The organism is Arenibacter flavimaris, assembly GCF_030291335.1.
GTDB lineage: Bacteria > Bacteroidota > Bacteroidia > Flavobacteriales > Flavobacteriaceae > Arenibacter.
Genome location: NZ_JASWIM010000004.1, coordinates 172,482 through 194,886, shown reverse-complemented (window position 1 = coordinate 194,886; position 22,405 = coordinate 172,482). Strand labels below are relative to the sequence as shown.

21 protein-coding genes and 1 pseudogene are annotated in these 22,405 nt (G+C 35.2%); 17 read left to right on the top strand and 5 right to left on the bottom strand.

Going from position 1 to position 22,405, the window contains the following annotated elements; genetic code table 11:
* Positions 1 to 170 precede the first annotated feature (170 nt).
* Positions 171 to 548: a hypothetical protein gene (locus QSE00_RS05550; RefSeq protein WP_286105213.1), complete on the bottom strand. Its 378-nt coding sequence runs from the start codon at positions 546 to 548 to the stop codon at positions 171 to 173.
* A gap of 732 nt (positions 549 to 1,280) precedes the next feature.
* On the opposite strand from QSE00_RS05550, the gene QSE00_RS05545 reads away from it, so the two are divergent.
* From QSE00_RS05545 to QSE00_RS05465, 17 genes and pseudogenes are all read left to right on the top strand, one after another.
* Positions 1,281 to 2,534 carry a site-specific integrase gene (locus tag QSE00_RS05545; protein WP_286105212.1) on the top strand — a complete coding sequence of 418 codons (1,254 nt, stop codon included), beginning with the start codon at positions 1,281 to 1,283 and terminating at the stop codon, positions 2,532 to 2,534.
* A gap of 682 nt (positions 2,535 to 3,216) precedes the next feature.
* Positions 3,217 to 4,083 carry an SDR family oxidoreductase gene (locus QSE00_RS05540; RefSeq protein WP_286105211.1) on the top strand — a complete coding sequence of 289 codons (867 nt, stop codon included), beginning with the start codon at positions 3,217 to 3,219 and terminating at the stop codon, positions 4,081 to 4,083.
* A gap of 10 nt (positions 4,084 to 4,093) precedes the next feature.
* Positions 4,094 to 4,858, top strand: a complete 765-nt coding sequence (locus QSE00_RS05535; RefSeq protein ID WP_286105210.1) for an SDR family NAD(P)-dependent oxidoreductase — start codon at positions 4,094 to 4,096, stop codon at positions 4,856 to 4,858.
* An 8-nt stretch (positions 4,859 to 4,866) separates the two neighbouring features.
* The gene (locus QSE00_RS05530) at positions 4,867 to 5,778 is read left to right on the top strand and encodes a helix-turn-helix domain-containing protein (RefSeq protein ID WP_286105209.1); all 912 of its coding nucleotides are present in this window, start codon (positions 4,867 to 4,869) and stop codon (positions 5,776 to 5,778) included.
* Between the two features lie 202 nt (positions 5,779 to 5,980).
* The gene (locus QSE00_RS05525) at positions 5,981 to 6,391 is read left to right on the top strand and encodes a hypothetical protein (RefSeq protein ID WP_286105208.1); all 411 of its coding nucleotides are present in this window, start codon (positions 5,981 to 5,983) and stop codon (positions 6,389 to 6,391) included.
* Between the two features lie 6 nt (positions 6,392 to 6,397).
* Positions 6,398 to 7,150: a hypothetical protein gene (locus QSE00_RS05520; protein WP_286105207.1), complete on the top strand. Its 753-nt coding sequence runs from the start codon at positions 6,398 to 6,400 to the stop codon at positions 7,148 to 7,150.
* A 440-nt stretch (positions 7,151 to 7,590) separates the two neighbouring features.
* Positions 7,591 to 7,713, top strand: a complete 123-nt coding sequence (locus QSE00_RS05515) for a hypothetical protein (protein ID WP_286105206.1) — start codon at positions 7,591 to 7,593, stop codon at positions 7,711 to 7,713.
* 29 nt (positions 7,714 to 7,742) lie between these two features.
* The gene (locus tag QSE00_RS05510; protein WP_286105205.1) at positions 7,743 to 8,087 is read left to right on the top strand and encodes a single-stranded DNA-binding protein; all 345 of its coding nucleotides are present in this window, start codon (positions 7,743 to 7,745) and stop codon (positions 8,085 to 8,087) included.
* 75 nt (positions 8,088 to 8,162) lie between these two features.
* Entirely contained in the window at positions 8,163 to 8,612 is a 450-nt protein-coding gene (locus QSE00_RS05505; RefSeq protein ID WP_286105203.1) for a JAB domain-containing protein, read from the top strand.
* Positions 8,613 to 8,622: 10 nt separating this feature from the next.
* Positions 8,623 to 8,820 carry a hypothetical protein gene (locus QSE00_RS05500; protein WP_286105202.1) on the top strand — a complete coding sequence of 66 codons (198 nt, stop codon included), beginning with the start codon at positions 8,623 to 8,625 and terminating at the stop codon, positions 8,818 to 8,820.
* 429 nt (positions 8,821 to 9,249) lie between these two features.
* Positions 9,250 to 9,630 carry a BfmA/BtgA family mobilization protein gene (locus QSE00_RS05495; RefSeq protein WP_286105201.1) on the top strand — a complete coding sequence of 127 codons (381 nt, stop codon included), beginning with the start codon at positions 9,250 to 9,252 and terminating at the stop codon, positions 9,628 to 9,630.
* A 10-nt stretch (positions 9,631 to 9,640) separates the two neighbouring features.
* Positions 9,641 to 10,672, top strand: a pseudogene (gene mobB / locus QSE00_RS05490) (MobB family relaxase).
* 10 nt (positions 10,673 to 10,682) lie between these two features.
* A complete protein-coding gene (locus QSE00_RS05485; RefSeq protein ID WP_286105261.1) occupies positions 10,683 to 12,263 on the top strand; it encodes a type IV secretory system conjugative DNA transfer family protein in 1,581 nt (526 codons plus the stop codon).
* Between the two features lie 218 nt (positions 12,264 to 12,481).
* Positions 12,482 to 12,679, top strand: coding sequence for a helix-turn-helix transcriptional regulator (locus QSE00_RS05480; protein WP_093977184.1), 198 nt, complete (start codon positions 12,482 to 12,484; stop codon positions 12,677 to 12,679).
* A gap of 4 nt (positions 12,680 to 12,683) precedes the next feature.
* Entirely contained in the window at positions 12,684 to 15,317 is a 2,634-nt protein-coding gene (locus QSE00_RS05475) for a TrlF family AAA-like ATPase (protein WP_286105200.1), read from the top strand.
* On the top strand, positions 15,305 to 16,459 hold the full coding sequence (locus tag QSE00_RS05470) for an RNA-binding domain-containing protein (protein WP_286105199.1): 1,155 nt from the start codon (positions 15,305 to 15,307) through the stop codon (positions 16,457 to 16,459). Before QSE00_RS05475 ends, QSE00_RS05470 begins: the two co-directional genes overlap by 13 nt.
* 31 nt (positions 16,460 to 16,490) lie before the next feature.
* Positions 16,491 to 19,037: an HD domain-containing protein gene (locus QSE00_RS05465; protein ID WP_286105198.1), complete on the top strand. Its 2,547-nt coding sequence runs from the start codon at positions 16,491 to 16,493 to the stop codon at positions 19,035 to 19,037.
* Positions 19,038 to 19,152: 115 nt separating this feature from the next.
* On the opposite strand, the gene QSE00_RS05460 is transcribed toward QSE00_RS05465, so the two are convergent.
* The 4 genes from QSE00_RS05460 to QSE00_RS05445 are packed head-to-tail and all read right to left on the bottom strand — an operon-like array spanning position 19,153 to position 22,404.
* Positions 19,153 to 19,986, bottom strand: a complete 834-nt coding sequence (locus tag QSE00_RS05460) for a DUF4138 domain-containing protein (protein WP_286105197.1) — start codon at positions 19,984 to 19,986, stop codon at positions 19,153 to 19,155.
* Positions 19,987 to 20,017: 31 nt separating this feature from the next.
* A complete protein-coding gene (gene traM / locus QSE00_RS05455; protein WP_286105196.1) occupies positions 20,018 to 20,947 on the bottom strand; it encodes a conjugative transposon protein TraM in 930 nt (309 codons plus the stop codon).
* Positions 20,928 to 21,551: a conjugal transfer protein TraK gene (locus tag QSE00_RS05450; protein WP_286105195.1), complete on the bottom strand. Its 624-nt coding sequence runs from the start codon at positions 21,549 to 21,551 to the stop codon at positions 20,928 to 20,930. The genes traM and QSE00_RS05450 overlap by 20 nt, the downstream gene beginning before the upstream one ends.
* Positions 21,552 to 21,561: 10 nt before the next feature.
* The gene (locus QSE00_RS05445; RefSeq protein ID WP_286105194.1) at positions 21,562 to 22,404 is read right to left on the bottom strand and encodes a hypothetical protein; all 843 of its coding nucleotides are present in this window, start codon (positions 22,402 to 22,404) and stop codon (positions 21,562 to 21,564) included.
* Position 22,405 lies beyond the last annotated feature (1 nt).

The following is a 22,405-nucleotide window of genomic DNA, read 5'->3' as shown; positions in this document are numbered from 1 at the left end:
GAATGTTTTTTAAAGGTTGTATATAAATGGACCGGCAACCTTGTTCCAATAATAGGAATAAGGGTAACTGCCCAAAACTAATTTGTGAAATTTCTTAAATGTGGAGATATATCGGTGCACTAAAGGGGAGGACCATAGGTCACCCTATAAAAATAAAGCACCAAATGGAACTAGGCCAGTTCTGGCGGTTGGGAAATATCTGAAGTTAAAAGTGTTGGGATAAAAACTTGGGCTATTCCAAAATTTTTAGATTGTAATAGGTGGATATTTATTCCGAAATCAATTTGAGGCAGAGTTTCCAAGAACAGACTTGTTAAAGTTTCAGTCTTGGTTTTTTTTTCTCCGAACGGATTTTCCTGATCTTGTTGTGATTCCTTGGCCAATTGCTTTGCTAGGTAACACTTACCGTCACAATTCAACATAGGCTTGTCCAAATTTTCACATAGTACGTTCTTAATATAGTTGTAGTTAATAATATACTCGGCTACCGGCCAAAGTGGCTTTACCAGCATTATAAACCCAACAAATAAAACAACATACTGTTTCATGCATCAAAAGTAGGCCTAAAAATTAGAATAAAAAATCAGTTTGAAATAAAATTTTGGGGCATATAGAACTATGGGTATAAATAGCTATAACAATGAAGATTAATAAAAAAGGAGTTAATTTGCCAATTCCAGTATTTTTGAATATCCAGTCCCGGATCGTTGAAATCCCCTTCTACACGGCTAGCCAAAATGCAAACGTTTATCAGGGACTCTATTGTGCTGAACAGATCTGTATAACCATCAAACTGGAGGAACGAAGATTTAAATTTATCTTTATTATATAAGAATTGTTCAAGGTGGTCAATTTGTACTTTGTTGATTCCTTCAACATTTTTAATTGTTTCTTTTTTTTTCCATGGCTGTATTTTACGATTATGTTAAACCCTCTCTTAATTTCTCTTCCCTATAGTAAAGATTAAGGTCGTCCAAGAGCGCCTCCTTCCCTTGCGGCGATAACCTATTGGCTATTGTCAGTACCTGACGAATATATTCCTTTTCATCCCGACAATTAAGGTGTCAATAGACACCAAAATATAGCTAATCTTATGAAAATCAGGGGTTTTTATTTTTCTTGAAATCATAAGATTGGCTTTATTATCATATCAAAGGTTACCTATTCGGTTACCTGATATATTACCAGAATATTCACTACATTGGTAATTCAATAGACTTGACTTTCGTCTCGGTTTGACTTTCGTAAACAAATCGATTATTAACTTAAAGCGAGAGTTTATGCAGACTTCAAAGACTTTTACCATTCACTTTTGGCTGAGTATGGCCAAAAGTAAAGATGATTTTGCACCCATTTATGCCCGTATCACAGTCGATGGAAAACGTGCCGAAATCAGTTTGAAACGATCCACATCGGTTACCTATTGGAGTACCCGTTCAAAAAGGTCAACTCTTAGGACTTCAGACAGCAAGGCACTTAATATTTATTTGGATCAGGTGTATTCCGACTTATTGACTTGCCACAAACAGCTTCTGGGTGAATCCCGATATGTTACAGCCCAAGCTATCAAAGCGAGATATCTTGGGGAGGATGAACAGCACAAAACACTTCTTCAATTGGTTTCCTACCATAATATGAATATGGTGTCCGTACTCAAGCCTGGCACTTTGAAAAATTATTTCACTACGGAACGCTACATCAAACGTTATTTAATGAATAGACTAAAGACCAATGATGTTTATTTGAAACAACTATCCTATAAATTCATCATAGACTTTGAACAATTTCTGCGTACCGGGAAATCTATAAACCGTTCACGACCTCTTAAAAATAACGGTGTAATGAAACATCTGGAGCGACTAAAAAAAATGATGAACCTAGCCCTTCGATTGGAATGGGTGGAGAAAGATCCGTTTGTTAGATTCTCGCTCAAGTTCACAAAACACCAACGTGCATTTTTATCCCAATCGGAACTTGAAATTCTAGAATTAAGTCAGCTTTCAAAAGAGATGCACCAAAAAACGAGGGATGTTTTTGTGTTTGCCTGCTATACCGGTCTATCCTATATTGATGTGAAATTACTTTGTGATGATCATATTGTACGCGGTATCGATGGCGATTACTGGATATTCACAAAAAGGGCAAAGAACGATGAAGCGGTAAAAATACCTCTTTTGGATAAGGCTCTAGATATAATAAAAAGATATGGGCAAGATTCCGAAAACAAGCAGGAAAAGCTTTTGCCTGTGTTTTCCAATCAAAAAGTCAATAAATATTTGAAGGAAATAGCGGCAATCCTTAAAATTAATAAAAAGCTCACGTTTCACGCGGCCAGACATACATTTGCAACCACCGTAACACTTTCGAATGGGGTGCCTATTGAAACAGTTTCTAAATTATTGGGTCATACAAAGCTCTCTACTACTCAAATCTATGCCAGAGTAATTGAACAAAAGATTTCATCGGATATGCGTTCGTTGCGCAGTAAATTAAACACCACGAACGAGGTCGATACAAAGGTGCATTATCAATAATTTGATTTGGAAACATCCATAGTTATAAAGAAAAGCACTTAAGCTCATAACCCGAGGGTCACTGGTTCGAGTCCAGTTCTCGCTATTAGTAAAGACAAGGCTTCATAGGGATGTGAGGCCTTTTTTTATGACTTTGGTACAACATAGGTACAACATTTAGATGTTTTTAAAACATAATACTCATTGATGTTAAATAATTCTATTTGTATTCAGACCCTATTAATATACTCTCAGAATAACAAATTACAACCTCAGTTCTTGGTTGGGTTTCCAATATGTAACTAAGTTAAAGAATAATGACCAACTGAATGCAATGGCCGAAATTGCACTAAACAAACTTCAGAATACGAAATGGAGCTTTTAAGCAATTTGATAAGATGGATATATGATAAGCGCAGAAAGGCTATAAAAGAGAAATTATAATGTTCTGAGGAATCAGAGAAATAGATATTACCTGAAAATCTCAAAATACTTTTTGAAGAGTGAATTAACCACCCAGGCCATTCCATTGCATTTCCACGCCACCTGCTGATAAATCAGGATGCACTAAATTTCTAAACTAAAATCGTGCAAATCCAAAAACTACAGTCAATAATCTGATTTGGCTGATACAAGGATAGATATGACTACATAACTTTTGTCTATCTATTCCACCTTTGTACTTCACTTAAAAAACAGGAAAATGAAAAAAATATTAGTTACTGGAGCAACCGGAGAATTGGGAAGTATAGTTGTAGAAACATTACTTAAAACTATGAAAGCCGAAAATATTTCGGTCCTCACAAGAAAAGAAGAAAGAAAAATCGAATTCGAACAAAAAGGATTAAAAGCTTTTATTGGTCAATATAGTGATGTTGAATCGCTTGAAAAAGCGATGGAGAATGTAGATACCGTTTTACTAATTTCTTCGGGTGACCAAGGCGATAGAATTCAAGAACATAAAAACATAATTGATACTGCAATAAAGAAAGGCGTTAAGAACATAGCTTACACAAGCCGTTCTTTAAAAGACAAAAATACGTTAGTAAATACACTAATGACAGAACATTTCCTTACCGAAGATTACATTAAAGAAAGCGGATTGAAATATGTGATTTTTAGAAATGCTTTGTATATGGATGTCTTACCACTTTTTGTTGGCAAAAACGTATTTGAGAAAGGTATATTACAACCTGCTGGAAATGGTAAAGTAGCATATGTTTTAAAAGCGGAACAGGCAGAGGGAATGGCTAATGTTTTAATACACGAAAATTTCGAAAACCAAACATTCAACTTTACAGGTGATGATGCCTATTCTTTTTATGATGTTGCAACTGCTCTTACAGAACTTTCAGGTAAACAGGTTACTTACAAATCTGTAGAAGTTGAGCCATTCAAAAAAATAATGCTCGACAATGGAGTTCCTGAATCAATGGTCAAGAAAATAGTTGCTTTTAATCTTGATATTAAAAATGGACAGGAGTCAATAGTCACAAATGAATTGCAACATTATCTGGGGCGTAAACCAAAAAATCTAAAAGAAGGCTTGAAAATATTATTCAACTTATAAAAACTAAAAAATGGCAAACGAAATTAAAATTGCTTTAGTAACTGGAGGAAGTCGTGGATTGGGAAAAAATATGGCATTGGAATTGGCAAAAAAAGGACTTCATATAATTCTTACCTATAACAGCAACGAAGAAAAAGCTAAAGAAGTTATCAAAGACATTGAACATTTAGGACAACAAGCGATTGCGGTTCAATTAAACGTTACCGACTTCAATAAGTTTGAGGAATTCTTTGGGATTGTAAAAAAGTTGATTAACTCCAAATTCGGAGTTGATAAAATTGACTATCTCGTAAATAATGCGGGAATTGGAATAAACGCACCATTTGCTAAAACAACCGAAGAACAATTAGATACCCTTTATAATACTCAATTTAAAGGCACCTATTTATTAACACAAAGTGCATTGAACGTTCTAAAAGATGGTGGAGGAATTGTCAATGTATCAACAGGACTTACACGTTTTGCGTTAAACGGATTTTCAGCGTATGCGTCTATGAAAAGCGCTATTGAAACATTAACAAAGTATCAGGCAAAAGAATTAGGCGAAAGAAAAATTCGGTCTAACGTCATTGCACCAGGAGCTATTGAAACCGATTTTGGTGGTGGAGCAGTTAGGGATAATGAAAAAATGAATAGCTTTATAGCCACTAACACAGCTTTGGGTCGTGTTGGGTTACCAGATGATATTGGAAGTGTTGTTGCCTTTTTATGTTCCGATGATGCAAAATGGATAAACGCACAACGCATTGAAGTGTCTGGTGGACAAATGATTTAAAAAAACTTATGTCTATACTTCACATAAAAAATATTACCGAATATCATAGATTAATGCAGTTGCCAAAACCACAGCATCCTTTGGTTAGCGTAATTAATTTTGCTGATATTAAAAGGAAAGAAAATGTAACGGTTTCAAGTTTTACTCACGGTTTTTATTCTATTGCCTTAAAACAGGTGTTTAATGGTAAAATGAAATATGGACAACAGGAATATGACTTTGATGAAGGCGTATTAGCTTTTGTCGCACCAAATCAAGTAATGCGTATTGCCGTAGAAGATGAACAAAAACTAAATCATTCGGGATGGTTACTAATATTTCATCCCGATTTTATTTGGAACACATCTTTGGCGCAAAAAATAAAGCAATATGACTTTTTTGGTTACGAATTAACCGAAGCATTACACCTTTCGGACAAGGAACAAAATATGTTAACCGATTTGATGCAAAATATTAATCAAGAATATAATTCAAATATTGATAAGTTCAGTCAAGATGTTATCATTTCACAATTGGAATTATTACTCACATATTCAGAACGGTTTTATCAACGTCAATTTATCACTCGAAAAAAATCGAACCATAGAATACTTGAGCAATTCGAAACACTTTTAAATAATTATTTTAAAAGCAAAGACTTACAGAAACATGGATTACCAACAGTTAATTATTTGTCTACTTCATTGAACTTATCACCCAATTATTTAAGTAGATTATTAAAAACACAAACAGGCAAAAGCACCCAAGAATTTATTCACGAAAAACTAATTCAATTGGCTAAAGAGAAACTGTCAACTACAGAGTTGTCAGTCAATGAAATTGCTTACGGGTTAGGGTTTGAACATCCACAATCATTTGGAAAATTGTTCAAGAAAAAAACTGAATTAACACCATTAGAATTTAGAAAAGCGTTCAACTAAGTGGAAATTACTACAGATAAAAAGCTATAATTTCTTTTCCATAACTCATTTAGCACATTCTCTATATTCCGCGAAAAGCTACATTTCAAGAAAAGAGCTTCGCTACAAAACTATGGATTCCGTCCGCTTTAAATCCGTCTATTTTTTTACAAAGTCTAATTAGTTTTTTAATTGAGTTATATTGTGTGAAATTTTAGCTTAAATGGAAAAACTGACAGAAAATAGAACCATTGAATTACTTATGCCTCATTTGGTTAAAAAAGGATATCAGATAGAGAGTTATTGTTTAGGTCAAACGAGAGGGTATGATATTGTGGCCAACAAAAAAAGTGAAAAGTTACTTATTGAAGTTAAAGGGGCAAAAGCACATAAAGATTCGCCAACCAAGCGACGAGATTATTTTAATTCTGGACAGATTAAAACTCATTTAGGTAAAGCAATTATTAAATGCTTAGAAACCAAAGTTGCGTTTCCAAATGCAAAAATCGCTATTGCACATCCCGAGGATGAACAAATAAGAAAAGCAATAGCCAGTATTATTCCTGAACTGAATAAGATTGGTATACAGCATTATTGGGTTAATGCCAATGGAACGGTAACTCTTGAAAGATAATTCATTTTGAACACAGCAACGAATTCCAAACTATCTTCTTTATTTAATTTCTTGAATGAAAACAGGGATTATAATAAAAAGGTCCAATCAAATTCTTACAATCTGTTTTTAGCACCGTTCGATTCTATCGAAGATAAATTGTATTCAGTTCTTCATCACATAGCGAATACCCAAAGCCAACCTAAAATTGATATACTCGCACCTTTTTTTCAAAAAGTGTATTCAAATAAATCGCAGCTTCATAGTTTTAAGACGTTCATGAATTTTCTAACAGATGTAGAAAGTGGTGTCCATAATTATGAATCACTTTACTATGGTATGTTGAGACAGAAAGGCTGGGGTAATAAAACGTCTGCATTATTTACCAAAACCATTTATCACTTACATAATGGCATGTATGGATTTCAAAATTCAATATGGGGTGATGCGCCTAAATTCATTGACAAAGAAGAAAAAATATTTTTGCCTGTCGACGCTGTAATTGAAGCAATTTTCCATCGTATTAACCCATCCACTAAGTGGAATTTCCATAAAATAAATAAACTTCTACAGGATAATTATTCTTCTAAAGAAATGGAAGTTTGGGACGACCTTTGGTTCTGGGGATTTATAAATCAACGTGGTTCTGGTCTTACAAGAGAATTTATTTGGAACGAGCCTAAATATTGGGCACTTATTGAAACAACAAAAGATGAGGCATCAATCAATAAAATTAAAGATATATCAATGAGATTTCTGAAAATATTTGATGATAAATAATTTCAAACCCACCCAGCACATTCCCCTCCATTCCGCAAAAAGTTGCATTCCAGGCAAAGAGCTTCCCAACAAAGTCTTGGACACCATCCCCAATTTTTCATTTTCATTCCGTTAACCCTTCCCGATGCTCTGGGAAGGAACACTTCATTCCCAATCCAAAATCGTGAACGGAGTCCGCTCCATCGGAATTCCATTAATTCATTTGGTGCCACTCCCTATGTATTGGTACTTCACAAAAACCTTTAGACCTATTCCCGCACCCTCACTGTCCCTCCCTTTTTTTGACAGCAAAATACCAACATTTGGAAGTTGAACGGACTGCATAACCGGTCGTTCCTCCCTTTTATAAGTCCTTATCAATTCCAAATATTGAAACTGTATCAGCAACAAAAAAAGGTAACAGCGAGGGCGCTATGGGAAGTAAATCTAAAATGAATCTTATGAAATCGTACAAAAACATCAAAAAGGAAGCGGCACCAAAAAAAACAAAAAAGGAAAACGCTCTGGATATAATAAGTAAATCACTTCAAAAAAAACATAAACTGTCTGAATGGTTCAGATAGCATTTTAATTAATCTTTAAATATTTTATTATGAGTACTTTAAAAAATCACGTACAGTTAATCGGTAACGTTGGACAAGAACCAACCATCACCAACCTCGAAAGCGGTAAAAAAGTAGCCCGTTTTTCAATCGCCACCAATGAACACTACAAAAACAACAAGGGGGAAAAGGTACAGTCCACCGATTGGCATACGGTTGTAGCTTGGGGCAAGACTGCCGAAATCATCGAAAATTTTGTAGGTAAGGGAAAGGAAATCGCCATTACGGGAAAATTGAGAACCCGTACCTATACCACCGATGACGGAAACCAACGCTATGTAATCGAAGTGGAAGCAAAGGAAGTTCTATTACTTGGAAGCAAAAGCGATAAGTAATCCTTAAAATTTAAGAGGGCGTTCCCATCGAAAGTTGCGCCCTCTTATTCATCATTCACAAATAATTGAAAAACAATGAAAAGCAAAGTTAATGAAATAGCCATAAGTTATAGCGGAAGCACAAAGGCAAATTTGCTTCCCAAAGTAACCTGTTCCCAAAGTGCTGCCGATATAGCTTACAGCCAATGGAACAAAGAAACAATTGAACTGCACGAAACCTTTAAAATAATGCTGCTCAACAATGCCAATAAGGTAAAAGGGGTTTGTGAGGTTTCAAACGGAGGTATCACAGGCACTTTAGTGGATGTCCGCATCCTGTTTGCTGTACTCCTAAAAAGTTTGACCACAGCAGTCATATTATTGCACAACCACCCGAGCGGTACTTTAAAGCCCAGTGAAGCGGATAAAAGCCTGACCCAAAAAATTAAAAATGCAGGGGAACTACTTGATATCAAAGTTTTGGACCATTTGATATTGACCCCTGATGGCGACTATTACAGTTTTGCAGATAACGGAATCCTTTAAACTGAAAGCTATGGTGTATCTCAATTTTACCGACCTAAGCGAAGAGGCTCAAACCCGACTTTTGGAAAATTCCAAAAAAGATGTGGAACGAAAATTTGGGGATGCTATCCGTAAATACGTAAGGGAAAATCACACCTGTTTTGAAACAACGATAGCTGAAGAAGCATTGCGAAATTTGTATTCCTATACGTTTATATTCAATATCTGATTCTCTAAACTTCATCGTCAAGCACCTCTAAATTTTTGGAGGTGTTTTTTTGTTGCACCGATTTCAATTCCATAAAAATCGTTATCTTTATTTCGCTGAAATACAGCATTCAAATTTACGTAGGGTTATCCATTTTTTACTTTCGCCGATAACCGTGCCCATCGAAATAGTATATAACAGGAAATTATTTTCTTGAAAAAGGCAATTGGCTTTTGAGCCAGATTGTACGGAATTTTGTTCGCCTGGGGCGAACAAAAAGGAGTAGCAAGAGGGTAACACGCGATGCGATGTTTAGCACTCCTTTTTATTTTCAAATCACTGATATTTAGTAATTTGAAAAAATATAAAATTTCCGAACTCCTACAATTTGCGACAAACGCCCTGTGAACGCCCATTTTTAGGGAAGGATTTGCGACAAATCGGCGAATTATGGACTCATTTATTGGCATCAGGTTCAAAAAGGAAACGGCAAAACGTTTTCAGGAATTTTCAAGAACGCACTTCAAATCGCACACCGAAGCATTGACTACAATGCTCGACTTTTTCTTCTATAACGAGATTTCCCCAAAGGAAAAATTGGGGCCTACCGGGAGGACAATCGAAGCTTCCCTAAAGAAACGTATCAATGCGGTCATTGCCATAATGAGGGATATGGAAAAGAGCCAGACTAAACCCACCGTGGCAATGTTGGAATCTCTTTTTCAGACGAACGAACCTTCGAAAAAACCTTTGATTTTGGAAAAGAAAGCGGTCGAAGAAAAACCTAAAGTAAGATTTCAGGAAAAGCAAAACCATAATAATCAATTCTAACTTTTGAGTTATGTATATCACAATCACACCTCAAAAACTGGGAGGGAATTATTCACAAAGTTCAGGGGATTTTGTCGGTTATATGGAGAAAGAAAACCAGGGTCTGGAACAGGAAGAAATGGAACACTTTTTCAACCAGTATGGTGACAGTATCTCAGCTGAAGAAGTGGTAAAGGATATCGATGGCAATGGTGCCAAACTCAAAAAGAACGAACCGAAATTCTATTCCATAACGGTCAGTCCTTCAAAATACGAATTGAACCGATTACAGAACAGTAGTGAAGATTTAAAAAGATACACCCGTGAACTGATGAAGGATTATGTGGTATCCTTTAACCGTGAAATCAATGGAAGGTCTATTACCATCGATGATATAAAATATTATGCGAAAATAGAACACCAACGCACCTTTAAGGGAACGGATTGGCAGATCAAGGAAAATCAACCCTATGCCACCAAAATATTGCAGTTAAAAACAGAAATAAGAAGGATTGAAGAAGGTCGTACTGAAGGCAATATTAAATTATTACAGCATAAAATAGAACGATTGGAAAAGGAAGCACCGCACCAACAGGATGGGAAGCGAATTGTTCAAGGAATGCCAAAGGCAGGAAACCAAAGTCATATCCATATCATTGTAAGCTGAAAGGATGCCTCCAATACGTTTAGCCTTTCGCCAGGAAGTAAACATAAAGCATCAGAAGTAGAGATGCACGGTAAGACTGTAAAACGTGGCTTTGACCGAGACCAGTTTTTTGAGCGTGCGGAAAAGACCTTTGATAAGACATTCGGCTACCAACGAAACTTCACCGAGACCTACAAAGCAAGAAAGGATTTCGTCAGGAATCCGAAAATCTATTTTGCATCGCTGATGAAATTGCCCACCAATGAAAAGGCAATTGCTTTTAAAATGATGAAGGAAAGCGGTGTTCCAATGCTAACAAGCATTCCAGTGTCACAGGCGCAATTGGCAATGAAGGTATTTAACCGACTACGCCGTGGCGTGGAAGTGGCCATCAAATCAAGTTCTATAGGAATCTAATTCGAGTATGATGTATATAGACAACCTTTTTACCGCTCTTTTAACCATTGGTCTGGCCAGTGCTTTATTCTATGGAGTTTATCAGGTCTCCAAATATGCATTTCTTGCAAACAGCCTTTCGTTGTTTGCCCTGGCCTATTTATTACAACCTTGGAATAATTTGGTTTTAGTTTTGTTGAATGTGGTCTGTCCGCTTTTGTTGATCAATACAACATTGTATGTTTTCTTGCATAAAAAAGAAAGACCAAAAAATGGTGATGACCGCTATCAAGTTAATTTTGAAACTACGAAAGGAAATTTTAAGATTGACAATATCAAGCGCGGGGCATCCATCATTGGTTCTGCAGGAAGTGGCAAGACCGAAAGTGTTGTCTACGGATTCTTGAAACATTTCAAGAAAGAAGGGTTTTGTGGTATCATCCACGATTACAAGGATTTTGAACTGACCGAAATGGCGTATCCACTTTTCAAGGATAGTGAAATCCCATTTAAGGTTATTTCCTTCGATAGAATCATCCATAGGGTAAATCCTATCGCTCCTCGCTATTTGGAGAACGAGGAAAGCGTTAATGAGGTGTCTCGGGTGTTAATTGAAAACCTATTGGAGCAACGGGAATCTGGAACGGCGGGAACAACTAAATTTTTCAATGATGCTGCAGAAGGTTTGATAGGAGGACTCATCTGGAAACTGAAAACGACCTATCCCCAATTCTGTACCCTTCCCCATTTAATTGCCATTTATCAGTATCTGGACACCGATAGCCTGATACAGTTTTTGGAAACCAATACGACATCAAGGGCAATGGCAGATGCCTTTATCAGCGGTAAAGATTCGGAACGACAAACCGCTGGTGTAAAAAGTACCCTAGCCAATGCCTTAAAACGCATAAGTACACAACGGATTTTTATGGCCTTGTCCGCAGATGAAGTGCCCTTAAATATTAATAGTAAAGAAAATCCGTGTGTGATAGCAGTCGTAAATAATCCAAAATTTGAAACCTCCTATGCTCCCGTAATAGCCACTATCATCCATACGATTACCAAACAAATGAGCGTGCGGAATTCTGAACCTTCATTTCTGTTGATGGAAGAAGCACCGACTATTCGATTATTGAATATGCATCGTATTCCTGCAACGCTGCGAAGCTATGGTATTTCTACGGTTTACGTGATGCAGGACAAGATTCAGAACGATATGATGTATGGGGATAAGGCGAGCAAGGCGATATTGAGCAATCTATCCTATCAGTTCTTCGGGAAGGTCAATGACCCGGACACCGCAAAATATTATGAACGCTTTTTTGAGATTATAAAGGATCCTACCAAGAGCGTCAGCCGTGGCCATAACCTCGATTTTGATACGCGAATTACTACCGGTGAAAAGGAAATCCCCAAAATCAGGGCGGATGTTTTCTTTCGGTTGAAACAGGGGGAGTTTATTACCTATGCTGATGGAATGGATAAAAAAGTGCAGTTTAAATTACAAAGAATAAAAAGGGAGGTTTCAGGAAAAACTAAGCCGTTTTCTGAAGCGGATTTAGAAGATAACTTTGAGAGGATTTATGAGGAAGCGAGGTCGATATTTAAGTAGTTTAATCTAATAAGATATCTACATGTTGGCTCTAGTCACATAAAAAGCATATTTATTTTTTTCTTCACAGATGCTAACGCTTATAAAATAGAAAAGTTGTCCTTCCCTCTAAATAGATTACAATAATCTATATCATAATTCAATACATAATTATATTATAAAAAGATAATTTAATGTATCTTTGAACTTTATAGTCAAAATTTAAAGACATAGAACCAATGAACAGAATAAAAAAGGTTTTGAAAGATCAAGGAAGGACGCAAACTTGGCTCGCTGAAAAAATCGGGAAAAGTTATGTAGTGGTTACCAACTATTGTAATAATAATACACAACCTAGTATTCAAGTTTTAACAGAGATTTCTCAGGTTCTAGATGTTGACGTACGAGATTTATTAGTTTCAACAAAAAACGATTAACAAGATGGATAAAGAATTTAAAATTTTTGAAAATGGAAGTACTTGGCTTAGAGCTGATTTTCATTTGCATACAAAAGCGGATAAAGAGTTTGTATATCTCGGAGAAGATAATTCTTTTACATCTGACTATGTTAATCAGTTGAGCAAAGAAAAAATTGGTGTCGCAGCAATAACTAATCATAACAAATTTGATTTAAATGAATATAAAGCTCTCGCCAAAAAGTCTAGAAAACAAGAGATTTATTTATTACCAGGAGTAGAATTATCAGTTAATGACGGATCAAATGGAATTCATTGTCTAGTAATTTTCAATCCTAATGAATGGCTTGAAAATGGTACGGACTACATTAATAGCTTTATAAATCAAACATTTGCAGGAAAACATAATTACGAAAATGAAAATGGACGTTCAAATGATAGCCTGATTGAGACTATAAAAAAGCTTGATGCTTTCGAGAAAGACTATTTTATAATAATGGCTCATATCGAGGCAAGTAGCGGATTCTATAAAGAATTAAATGGAGGTCGAATTACGGAATTAGGTAAAGTTCCAATATTCCGTAAGGCAGTACTTGGATTCCAAAAAGTAAGGACAAGGGATATAATTAAGAATCTTAATACTTGGCTTGAAAATGAACTGCCTGCTTTTGTAGAATGTTCTGACGCCAAAAATATTGAAGAAATTGGAACAGGTAATTCTGTAAATGGAATTACGCAAAAAACATATTTGAAAATTGGTGCATTCAATTTTGAAGCTATAAAATATGCTTTACTAGACCAACAATACAGACTAGCACAAAATACGACTGAACCTATTAATGGATACATTAAATCCATCAGTTTTAAGGGAGGAAAATTAGATGGTTCAACTCTTCATCTAAATCATTCTATGAATAACTTGATTGGTATAAGAGGAAGTGGTAAATCTTCAATTTTAGAGGCTATTAGATATTCTTTAGATATTGATTTAACTGAAAAGCAAAATGTAGATTATGAATATAAAACAAAATTAGTAAACGCACTATTAGGAAGTGGGGGTAAAATAACTTCGATTTTGGTTGATGACCAAGGAAAAGAATATGTAGCTGAGAAAATCCTTGGCGATAGAACGAACATTTACAGAGATGGAGAACTTCAGCTTGGACTAAAACCGAATGCAATTGTAAAAAAACCTATATACTTTGGTCAAAAAGACCTTTCTCAAATAGGAGATTCTTTATCAACTGAATATTTGATTAGTAAATTGATTGGAGACCGTTTATTTAATAAAAAACGAGAAGTTGAAGAAAAAAATCAAGATGTTTTAAAAATTATCAATGAACTCAAAAAAATTGATTCAAAAGTTGCTAGAAAAACAGACATTGAAGCGAAACAAGCGGAGTTGAAAATTAAAATTCAAGTTTTTAAAGATAACGAAATAGACAAAAAACTTGAAAAACAAATCTCATTCGACAAAGACAGTAATTTCATTAAACGTCTTGAAAAATTCGAGTTAAAAGTTATTGAGGTAATAAATGAATATGTTGGAGAATACGAAGATAGTTTTCAAAGCTTTAAAGGATATTCCTCAAAAGAAAATGCCATAGATATTGATAAAATAAAGCAACATTTGATTGCCTTTGAAAGCATATTTCTTGAAACCAAAACAATTTCATCAAGGTTAGTTACCGAAAATTTAGTTCTTGAGACAATGCACAAAAGTTTCAATGTGAAATATGAAGAGCTGAAAGAAGAATTTTCAAAAATCAAGAGGGAAATAAATCTACCTAATATTCAGGCGGATGACTATGTCAAATATACAAAGGAACTTGATTTAACAAAAGCCCAACTATCAGAGTTAGATAAACTTTCAAAAAAGAAAAAAGAATTAGAAACTCAGTTAAAACAGACTTTGGTTTCATTACAAAAACTGTGGCACAACGAATTTGAAATTGTACAAGAAGAAATAAAAAAAGTTAATGATGACCAAGATTCAATTAAAATAGCTGTTGAGTTCAAAGGAAACAAACAAGATTTTAAATCATATTTGAAAGAAAATCTAAGAGGTAGTAATTTAAGAGATAATAATATTCAAACAATCATTGACAGCTATAGTGATATGATTGCGGTTTATGAAGATTTGAATCTTCCAAAAAGTACTATTTCTACAAATCTTTCAGATGTCCAACTACATACGTTTCGAGAATATTTCAACTCAAATATTGAAGCCTTTCTGACGTACAGAATACCTGATAAATTTGATATTATATACAGAAATAGGTCATTGAACGAGCACTCTTTGGGGCAAAGAGCATCCGCTTTAATAATATTTCTATTAACACTAAAAGAGAGTGATTTAATAATTATTGACCAACCAGAGGATGATTTGGATAATCAAACGATCTATAATGATGTAATTAAAGTACTAAAAGAATTAAAAAACACCTCTCAATTTATTTTTGCCACTCACAATCCAAATATACCTGTTCTTGGAGATTGTGAGCAAGTAGTTTCTTGTAGGTATGATTCTAACATTATTGAGACTAACCTTGGAAGTATTGATGATGAATCAATCAGAAAGGAAATAGTAAATATTATGGAAGGTGGAAAAGAAGCATTTAACAATAGAAAAAGAATTTACGAATTATGGACGCATTAGAATTATTGGATTTAATCCAAAAAGGAGAATCAAGCGTTGTGCAATTTAAAGTGCGTATTAATGATGCTTACAAAATAGGCACAGAAATGGTTGCATTTTCCAACACAAAAGGTGGCTTAATTATTATTGGAGTTGACGACAAAACGGGTGATATTAATGGACTATCATTTGAAGAAATAGCAGAAACTAATCAGCTTTTAGCTAATGCTGCTTCCGATAATGTCAAACCTCAAATTTTTATTGAAACGGAAACTGTTGAAGTAGAAAATAAGAATGTTATTGTAGCTAGTATAGCTGAAGGTTTGAGCAAGCCTCATACTGATAATAAAGGTATAATTTGGTTGAAAAACGGTTCTGACAAACGCAAGGTTATCGCAAGAGAAGAAATGGCAAGACTACTTCAAAATAGCGGAAACCTTTTTGCAGATGAAACCTTAGTAAACGGAACAACAGTAAACGACATTGACGAAAACTTTTTTCAGGAATTTATACTTGCAAAAACAAAAAAAACTATCGAGGAAATAGGTCAATCAACTTCTGCTGTTCTATCTAATCTCGGGATGATAAAGGAAGGTAAACTTAGCCTTGGAGGACTACTTTTGTTTGGTAAAAACCCTCAACAATTTAGACCAACCTTTACCGTACAATGTGTCTCTGTTATTGGAAATAGTATAAGTTCAAATAATTATCGAGATAAAGAAGACCCTTTCACAGGTAATTTAAAGGAATTATACGAAAAAACACTTTCTTTTATCACTCGAAACTTAAAAAAGGTACAAATAAAGGATGGTTTTAACTCACAACCTGAATTGGAAATTCCAATCGAAACGATTGAGGAGTTACTTGTTAACGCCCTAATTCATAGAGACTACTTTATTTTATCAAGTATTAAGGTATTCATATTTGATAATAGAATAGAAATTAATAGCCCAGGAAGACTTCCTAACACATTGACAATTGACAATATCAAAATAGGGACCTCTATTCCAAGAAATCCAATATTATTTACAAATGCTAGATATATCCTTCCTTTTGTTGGTGTTGGTAGCGGAATACCTAGAGCAATTGAGAGCTCGCCGGACTTAGAATTAATCAATGATACTGAAAGAGAAATATTTATGTCAATAATAAAACGACCATAATGAAGAGTCAACCCTAAAATGTTAAACTCATTTGCAATTCGCATCTGCCAAAGCTAAAAATAGCAAAAGAGTGTGTCTTTGCAAATGCAGAACAGAACAAAATAAAAGAAATCCATTGTCTAACAATGCTTCACTACTAAATAATTTACCAGAAATGATGGATGATTATAAAGACGAATACCTGTTAAGATTACAAAAAAGTTCCTTGTATAACCTTCTTAAAGAAAAATGTAAAGAGAAAGATAGTGAAGTTATAGCTTTGGTTGATCAAGCAATTTCGTATGCTTATCAAAGAACAAAAACTATTCTAAAGCATATGGGAGAGTTTACCCTTCATGATGGTGATCACCTCTTTAGAGTTTTAAATTTGATGGGGAAGTTAATCCCTGAGGAAGCATTGAAAAATTATTCTACTCCTGAATTAACCATTTTAATATTAAGTTCGTTTTTCCATGATATTGGAATGGCTCCTCAAGAGAAAGAAATACTTGCCTGGAAAAAGATATGGGATTACAAACGAACTTTTATAAATGATGAAGAAAAAGATGAATTTGAAAAATTTGAAAGATTTTATAGTGCACGTCCTAATTCTAAAGAGATAATTTCTAATTTGATAATCAATGGCAAACACACGGAAGCCGATTTACAAAAAGGATATTTAATAGCGGAATATATTAGAATAACGCATGCTGAAAGAGCAAAAGAAATAATTGCCAAAGATTGGAATAATAAAATTATATTTAGGGACGTAGATTTAACTGTAGAATTTGCTCAAATCTGCTATAGCCATAATGAAAATGCTCAAACTCTTCTAGAACTAGATTCAAATTTTCTGTGTGGGTCGGAAATATATAGTTGCCTCCCACTTATTGGAGTTGTGCTAAGGCTAGCTGATATTTTAGATTTTGACGCTAAACGAACACCTGAATTATTGTTTTCTCATTTAAATGTAAAACATCCAATATCAATCCAAGAATGGAACAAGCATAGAGCAGTTGAGGCTTGGGAAATAAACTCTGAGATAATTCAGTTTAATGCGAAATGTAAACATCCTGCTATAGAAGCTTCAATTCACAAATTTTGTGACATGATTGATCAAGAGTTAAGCATATGTAATAATATTATATCTAAATTAAATGACTCCAATCAAGTAAAAGAAAGAAATATTCTTATTAAGATTCCATTTAAAGTAAGTCGCGATAAAATTCAAACTCAAAGATCAGTACATAATAAACCCTTATATATTTATAAGGACACACAATTCAATTTAAGTAAAAAACAAGTTATTGATCTATTGATGGGGACCAAACTTTACGGAAATCCAGAAGTTGCCTTGAGAGAACTATTACAAAATTCTATTGATGCTTGTTTACTTAGAAAAGCACAGGAGAAAAAGTGGGGGAATTTATATTCTCCTGAAATAAATGTAAAGTATTACAAAGAAGATGGGAGTGTAATATTGGAAGTCGATGACAACGGAACTGGAATGGATCAATATATTATTGACAAGTATTACTCAAAAATTGGCTCTTCATTTTATAAGTCATCTGATTTTTATAATTTGAAATCAGTATCCAATGCAGATTTCACTCCTACGTCCAGATTTGGAATTGGTATACTATCATGCTTTATGGTAGCTGACACTTTGAATGTTGATACAAAAAGAGTATATGAACCACACAATTCTAGTGAAGCCTTAAACATTACAGTTGAAGGTCAAGAAAGTATATTTTGGATTAAAGAAGGTAATCGAAAAATGCCAGGTACTACCACAAAATTGGTGTTGAGAAAAGAAAAAAATCCCTGGGATGAAATGTCTGAAACAGATTTTATTAAGTCCATCGATAGTGTAATTCCGAACCCCCCATTTAAGTTAAACATACATACATCTACCGAGGTAAAATCTAAAGATGAAAATAGTTTTTTAACTTATACTGCTGTTTCCCTAAAGGATCATACATGGAAATCTCACGAAAACTTAAAAGTTTTTGAAATCGAATTAAAAAACAAAAAGGATGGTATTATTGGGTCAGCAAGCGTTGGTATTTTGGAAAGCCTAGGTCAGCCTTTGGCAAAAGTTGAATTAAACTCAAGAGACATAGAAATAGAAGGAGAAATTTACACACTTGAAAAGCAAATTACTATTTCAGAAAATTCAATTTCTGAATCTTCAAAAACAATAACTATCACAGACGATGGAGAAATAAGTGAATCTAATTCAACTAGCGAATTTGCTAAATCTAGGTCTAGATTATCACTACATGGAATTGAAGTTCCTTCGACTCTATTTCCGAATTCCTGGGATTTAAAAAACAATCAAGTTAGAATTGCTTGGCCTTTTCCGTTTGTCTTGGTTGTTGATGTTTGTGGTACAAGAGATTTAGATTTAAATTCTCCAAGAACTGAAATAATTATGTCAGACAAATGGATTGATTTTGAACAAGAACTTGCTTTTTTAATCTGTCAATCAATCGCCAATCAAGTTTCTACCGAATATTGGAATAAATTAAAAGAAATGTTCATTGATGAAAATAAAAATAAAACTTTTTTAGTAGGTTTAAAAAGAGTCAAAAAATAACGACAACAAAAAAGTTGTATATAAAGAATAGGCAAAAACTGTTAATTAGACGATTTTTCACCTCGTATAAACCATTGTTTACTTTTCTCTGTACTCAAAGTTACAACAATGCACACTAATTCGGAATATTAACAAACCGATGCGATACTTTCAATTCTATATTCCGTTCGCCACCCTTCTCGTTCAACTCCAAAACAGCCCTACGCTCATTGGACAATGAAAATTTATGCAAAACATACACCAATCTCATGGTTTCATTTTTTGCAATTCTGGAAGGTATATTATATAGGTACAGCGGTTCTTGATACAATTTCTGTAGAGATTTCTTTTTGCCCTTCTGTCTCGTTTCAATGGAGAGGTTAAGGAAATTCAAATCATAATCCAAGCTGGAATTGTTCGTTATTTCGATTAAGAAATAGAGCTCATCTTTGTCAAAAACAATATTTTCAACACTTAAAGCGATGCCTTCCTTTCTTTTTTTAAGCCGTCCAATACGTTGCTTTCTATCCAAAAGGTAAGAACAAAATCTTTCATAATACTGAAGGCTTTTTGTAGTAACGGTTTCAGAATCGCTAACTTTTATCGAATCATTCGCTATTGGTCTTTCATTCCTAATACTGCTTGACATCGGGATAAAATAATTCAGCTTTGATAATCGCTCCCTGTATTTTATAATATACGAGAAAACCGAACCATCCCTATTGACGACTAACAGATTGCTTTCCTTTCCGGGCTTGGCCTGCAAAAGTCCTAGATACTGTTCGTTATCCCGGTTATAGGTGAAAACAAAATTATCCGAACCGGTTATGCCCTGGCGAATGGGTTCAGGAAAAAATAAGGCGACGTTCTTTTGGTCATTAGCATAAATGGTATCCAGTGCTATAGTGTTTTGCGCTTTAGTGAATGTGGAAACCAGGACAAAGGCGGAAATAAATAGGTGATTTTTCATAAGAGTACATTTTAAAAATACCATTTTGGGATTATAGTTTAGGCTTTAATATCAGTTGATAATTATTGAGTACGGTCACCTTTACCCTACGGTTATTACGCTTTAGTACTTTGGTGATTCCTCCTACCTGCGGTACACTTGGAATATTGATATCGCCGATGATATCATCCATTACCTCATTGGTGGCTTCTGCGCGAAAATTGTTTTCCACATAGATTCCCTCGCTGCCATCCTGAAGGTCAAAGGCTTTTAAACTGGTGGGACGGTGTTGGATATTCTCAATGGTAATCAAAGCACGATTGGGCTGAAAACTGATAAATCCATAAATGGGTGTATTTTTTGGCACCGTTTTATTGTTAATGAGTGCATCTTGAAGCAGGCGCATCCGCAAGCGGGAATTGACCTTGACCACTTGATTCCCATCCACGACCGCATAAATCATTTCATCCGTGCTGCCTAAAAGCGATAGCTCATTTTTCTTGGGAGCGGCCGCAAAGAACAATTGATGTTCCAGCCCCAGCTCCTTGGCGGCAATCTTCTGTTCCATTTTCAGTTCCGTGGAATCAATTTCCCGAACTTTCTTTGAAGTGGTTCTTTTTTCGCCGATATGTTCATAAGACGTATCTGAATATCGAATCTTTCCGGCAGCGTAAATGCTGTCAACAATGCGTTCTTTTTCCATTTCGGGCAAATCCGGATTATAAAAGCCAAGTGAATCGATCATCTTTTCATCATAGATGCTCGGTGCGTTGGTCTCCCGTACTTCTTTCAGATCGTTGATGGCATCCAGTTTTGAATCATATTCCTTTTGGTTTTGCTCCAGCTCAGGTATCAAGGTCTGTTCAAGGTTCTCGTTTTTACTTTCATCATCGCCCATAATCAAAATGGAATAAGACATCAGGAAAATGAACAGTACGGTAAGTAGGGCCGCAAATACTATTTTATTCTTTTCTACTTTCATTGGATATTTTTTTTAGCGTGTTCTCGAAGTAATTTGTAATCAACAATCCGTGCGGGTTGTTGGGGAAGTTCCGGTCAACCGTAATCAGATTACCGGAGGAAACCAATTCATAAGTGTCGATTATCGACCCTCGATTGATTTCAAATAGGGTAACTGTTCTGAAATTATACGTTCCATTGTTTTCTTCAATTTGGGAATCGATGCGCAATACCTTTTGTACCAAGGAATATTGCAGAAGACGGTTATAAACCCCATCCGCTTTTTTTTGGCGATAGAGATTGTCCACGGAACTGTTGCCCAGCCAAAGCGCCTTTTTCAGGTTCTTTTCATAATTGCTCGCATCGACATTATAGAAATAGGTATGGAAGAGTTCCAAATGTGATAAAGCCTCGACCTTGAAATTTTCCTTTTGGGTAACCAATTTTAAAGGAATAATACTACCATCGGTGTTGATGGCAAAGGCACTGTTCAAAGCTTTCTTGTGCATATTAAAAGCCATTAAAACCGAAAATATGCCTGAGAGTGTGGCGCATATAATAACCGCCAAAACAATGAACCTGTTTAATTTTAGAATGGCATAGATGTTTTTATAGGGTGTTTTCATAGATGTTTGATTAGTTGGTGAAAAGTCGTAAAGTGAAAGAGGTGGCACGCCGATATAGTTTGAATTTCAAAAACACGATGAAACCTACAGAACCCAATTGCACCACTGGGGCAAAGAATCCCTGACCGACATCCGTACCAAAAAGGTTGTTCCAAAAGTTGGTATTGATTTCCGTATAGAGCGTATTAACAAAAACATTGACCAAAAAGAAGGCAGGAACGAGCATATACACCGCAGCGTACAATTTAAAAAAAGTATAGGCCAAGGTGCGGAACTTTTCAAAAACAGCCAAACTGATGACCAAAGGAAAAAATGCCTGCATAATTCCCAAAAGAAAAAAGCGTTCCGCCAAGAAGAGCGGATAGATGAACAGATCCAGGATCCAAAGGATGATGCTGACGATAAAAGCGAATATCTTAAACCCAAAAAGGGGCGTAACCAAAGCTTCATACAGCAAGGTCATTGCATTTTTTGCTGCATCTATCAGGTTCACGTCCTCTTCAATGGGAATGTCCTGCATCTGTAAGGGCAACAAGGCTGGGGCTGTTCCCCGATACTGTCCTTCGATGGCCACTAAAATAGCATCAAAAAAGCCCAGCACCTGTGTCGAAAAAATGACCAGGAGAACGACCGCAAAATTCTTGGCCAGTTCTCCCGGACTCAATCCCCAAGTATATCCGTCTTTATCCGCAACACCTTCATTATACTTTTTAAGGATGTTGACCAGGAAGAACAGTACGGCAAGCGTTTTCATTCCCACAATGGTATATTGCGAGAAGTCGCTGTTTTGAATGGTCTGGAATACCGTATCTACATATTCAAGCCCGATCCCTAAAATGATGGTTGCGGTCATC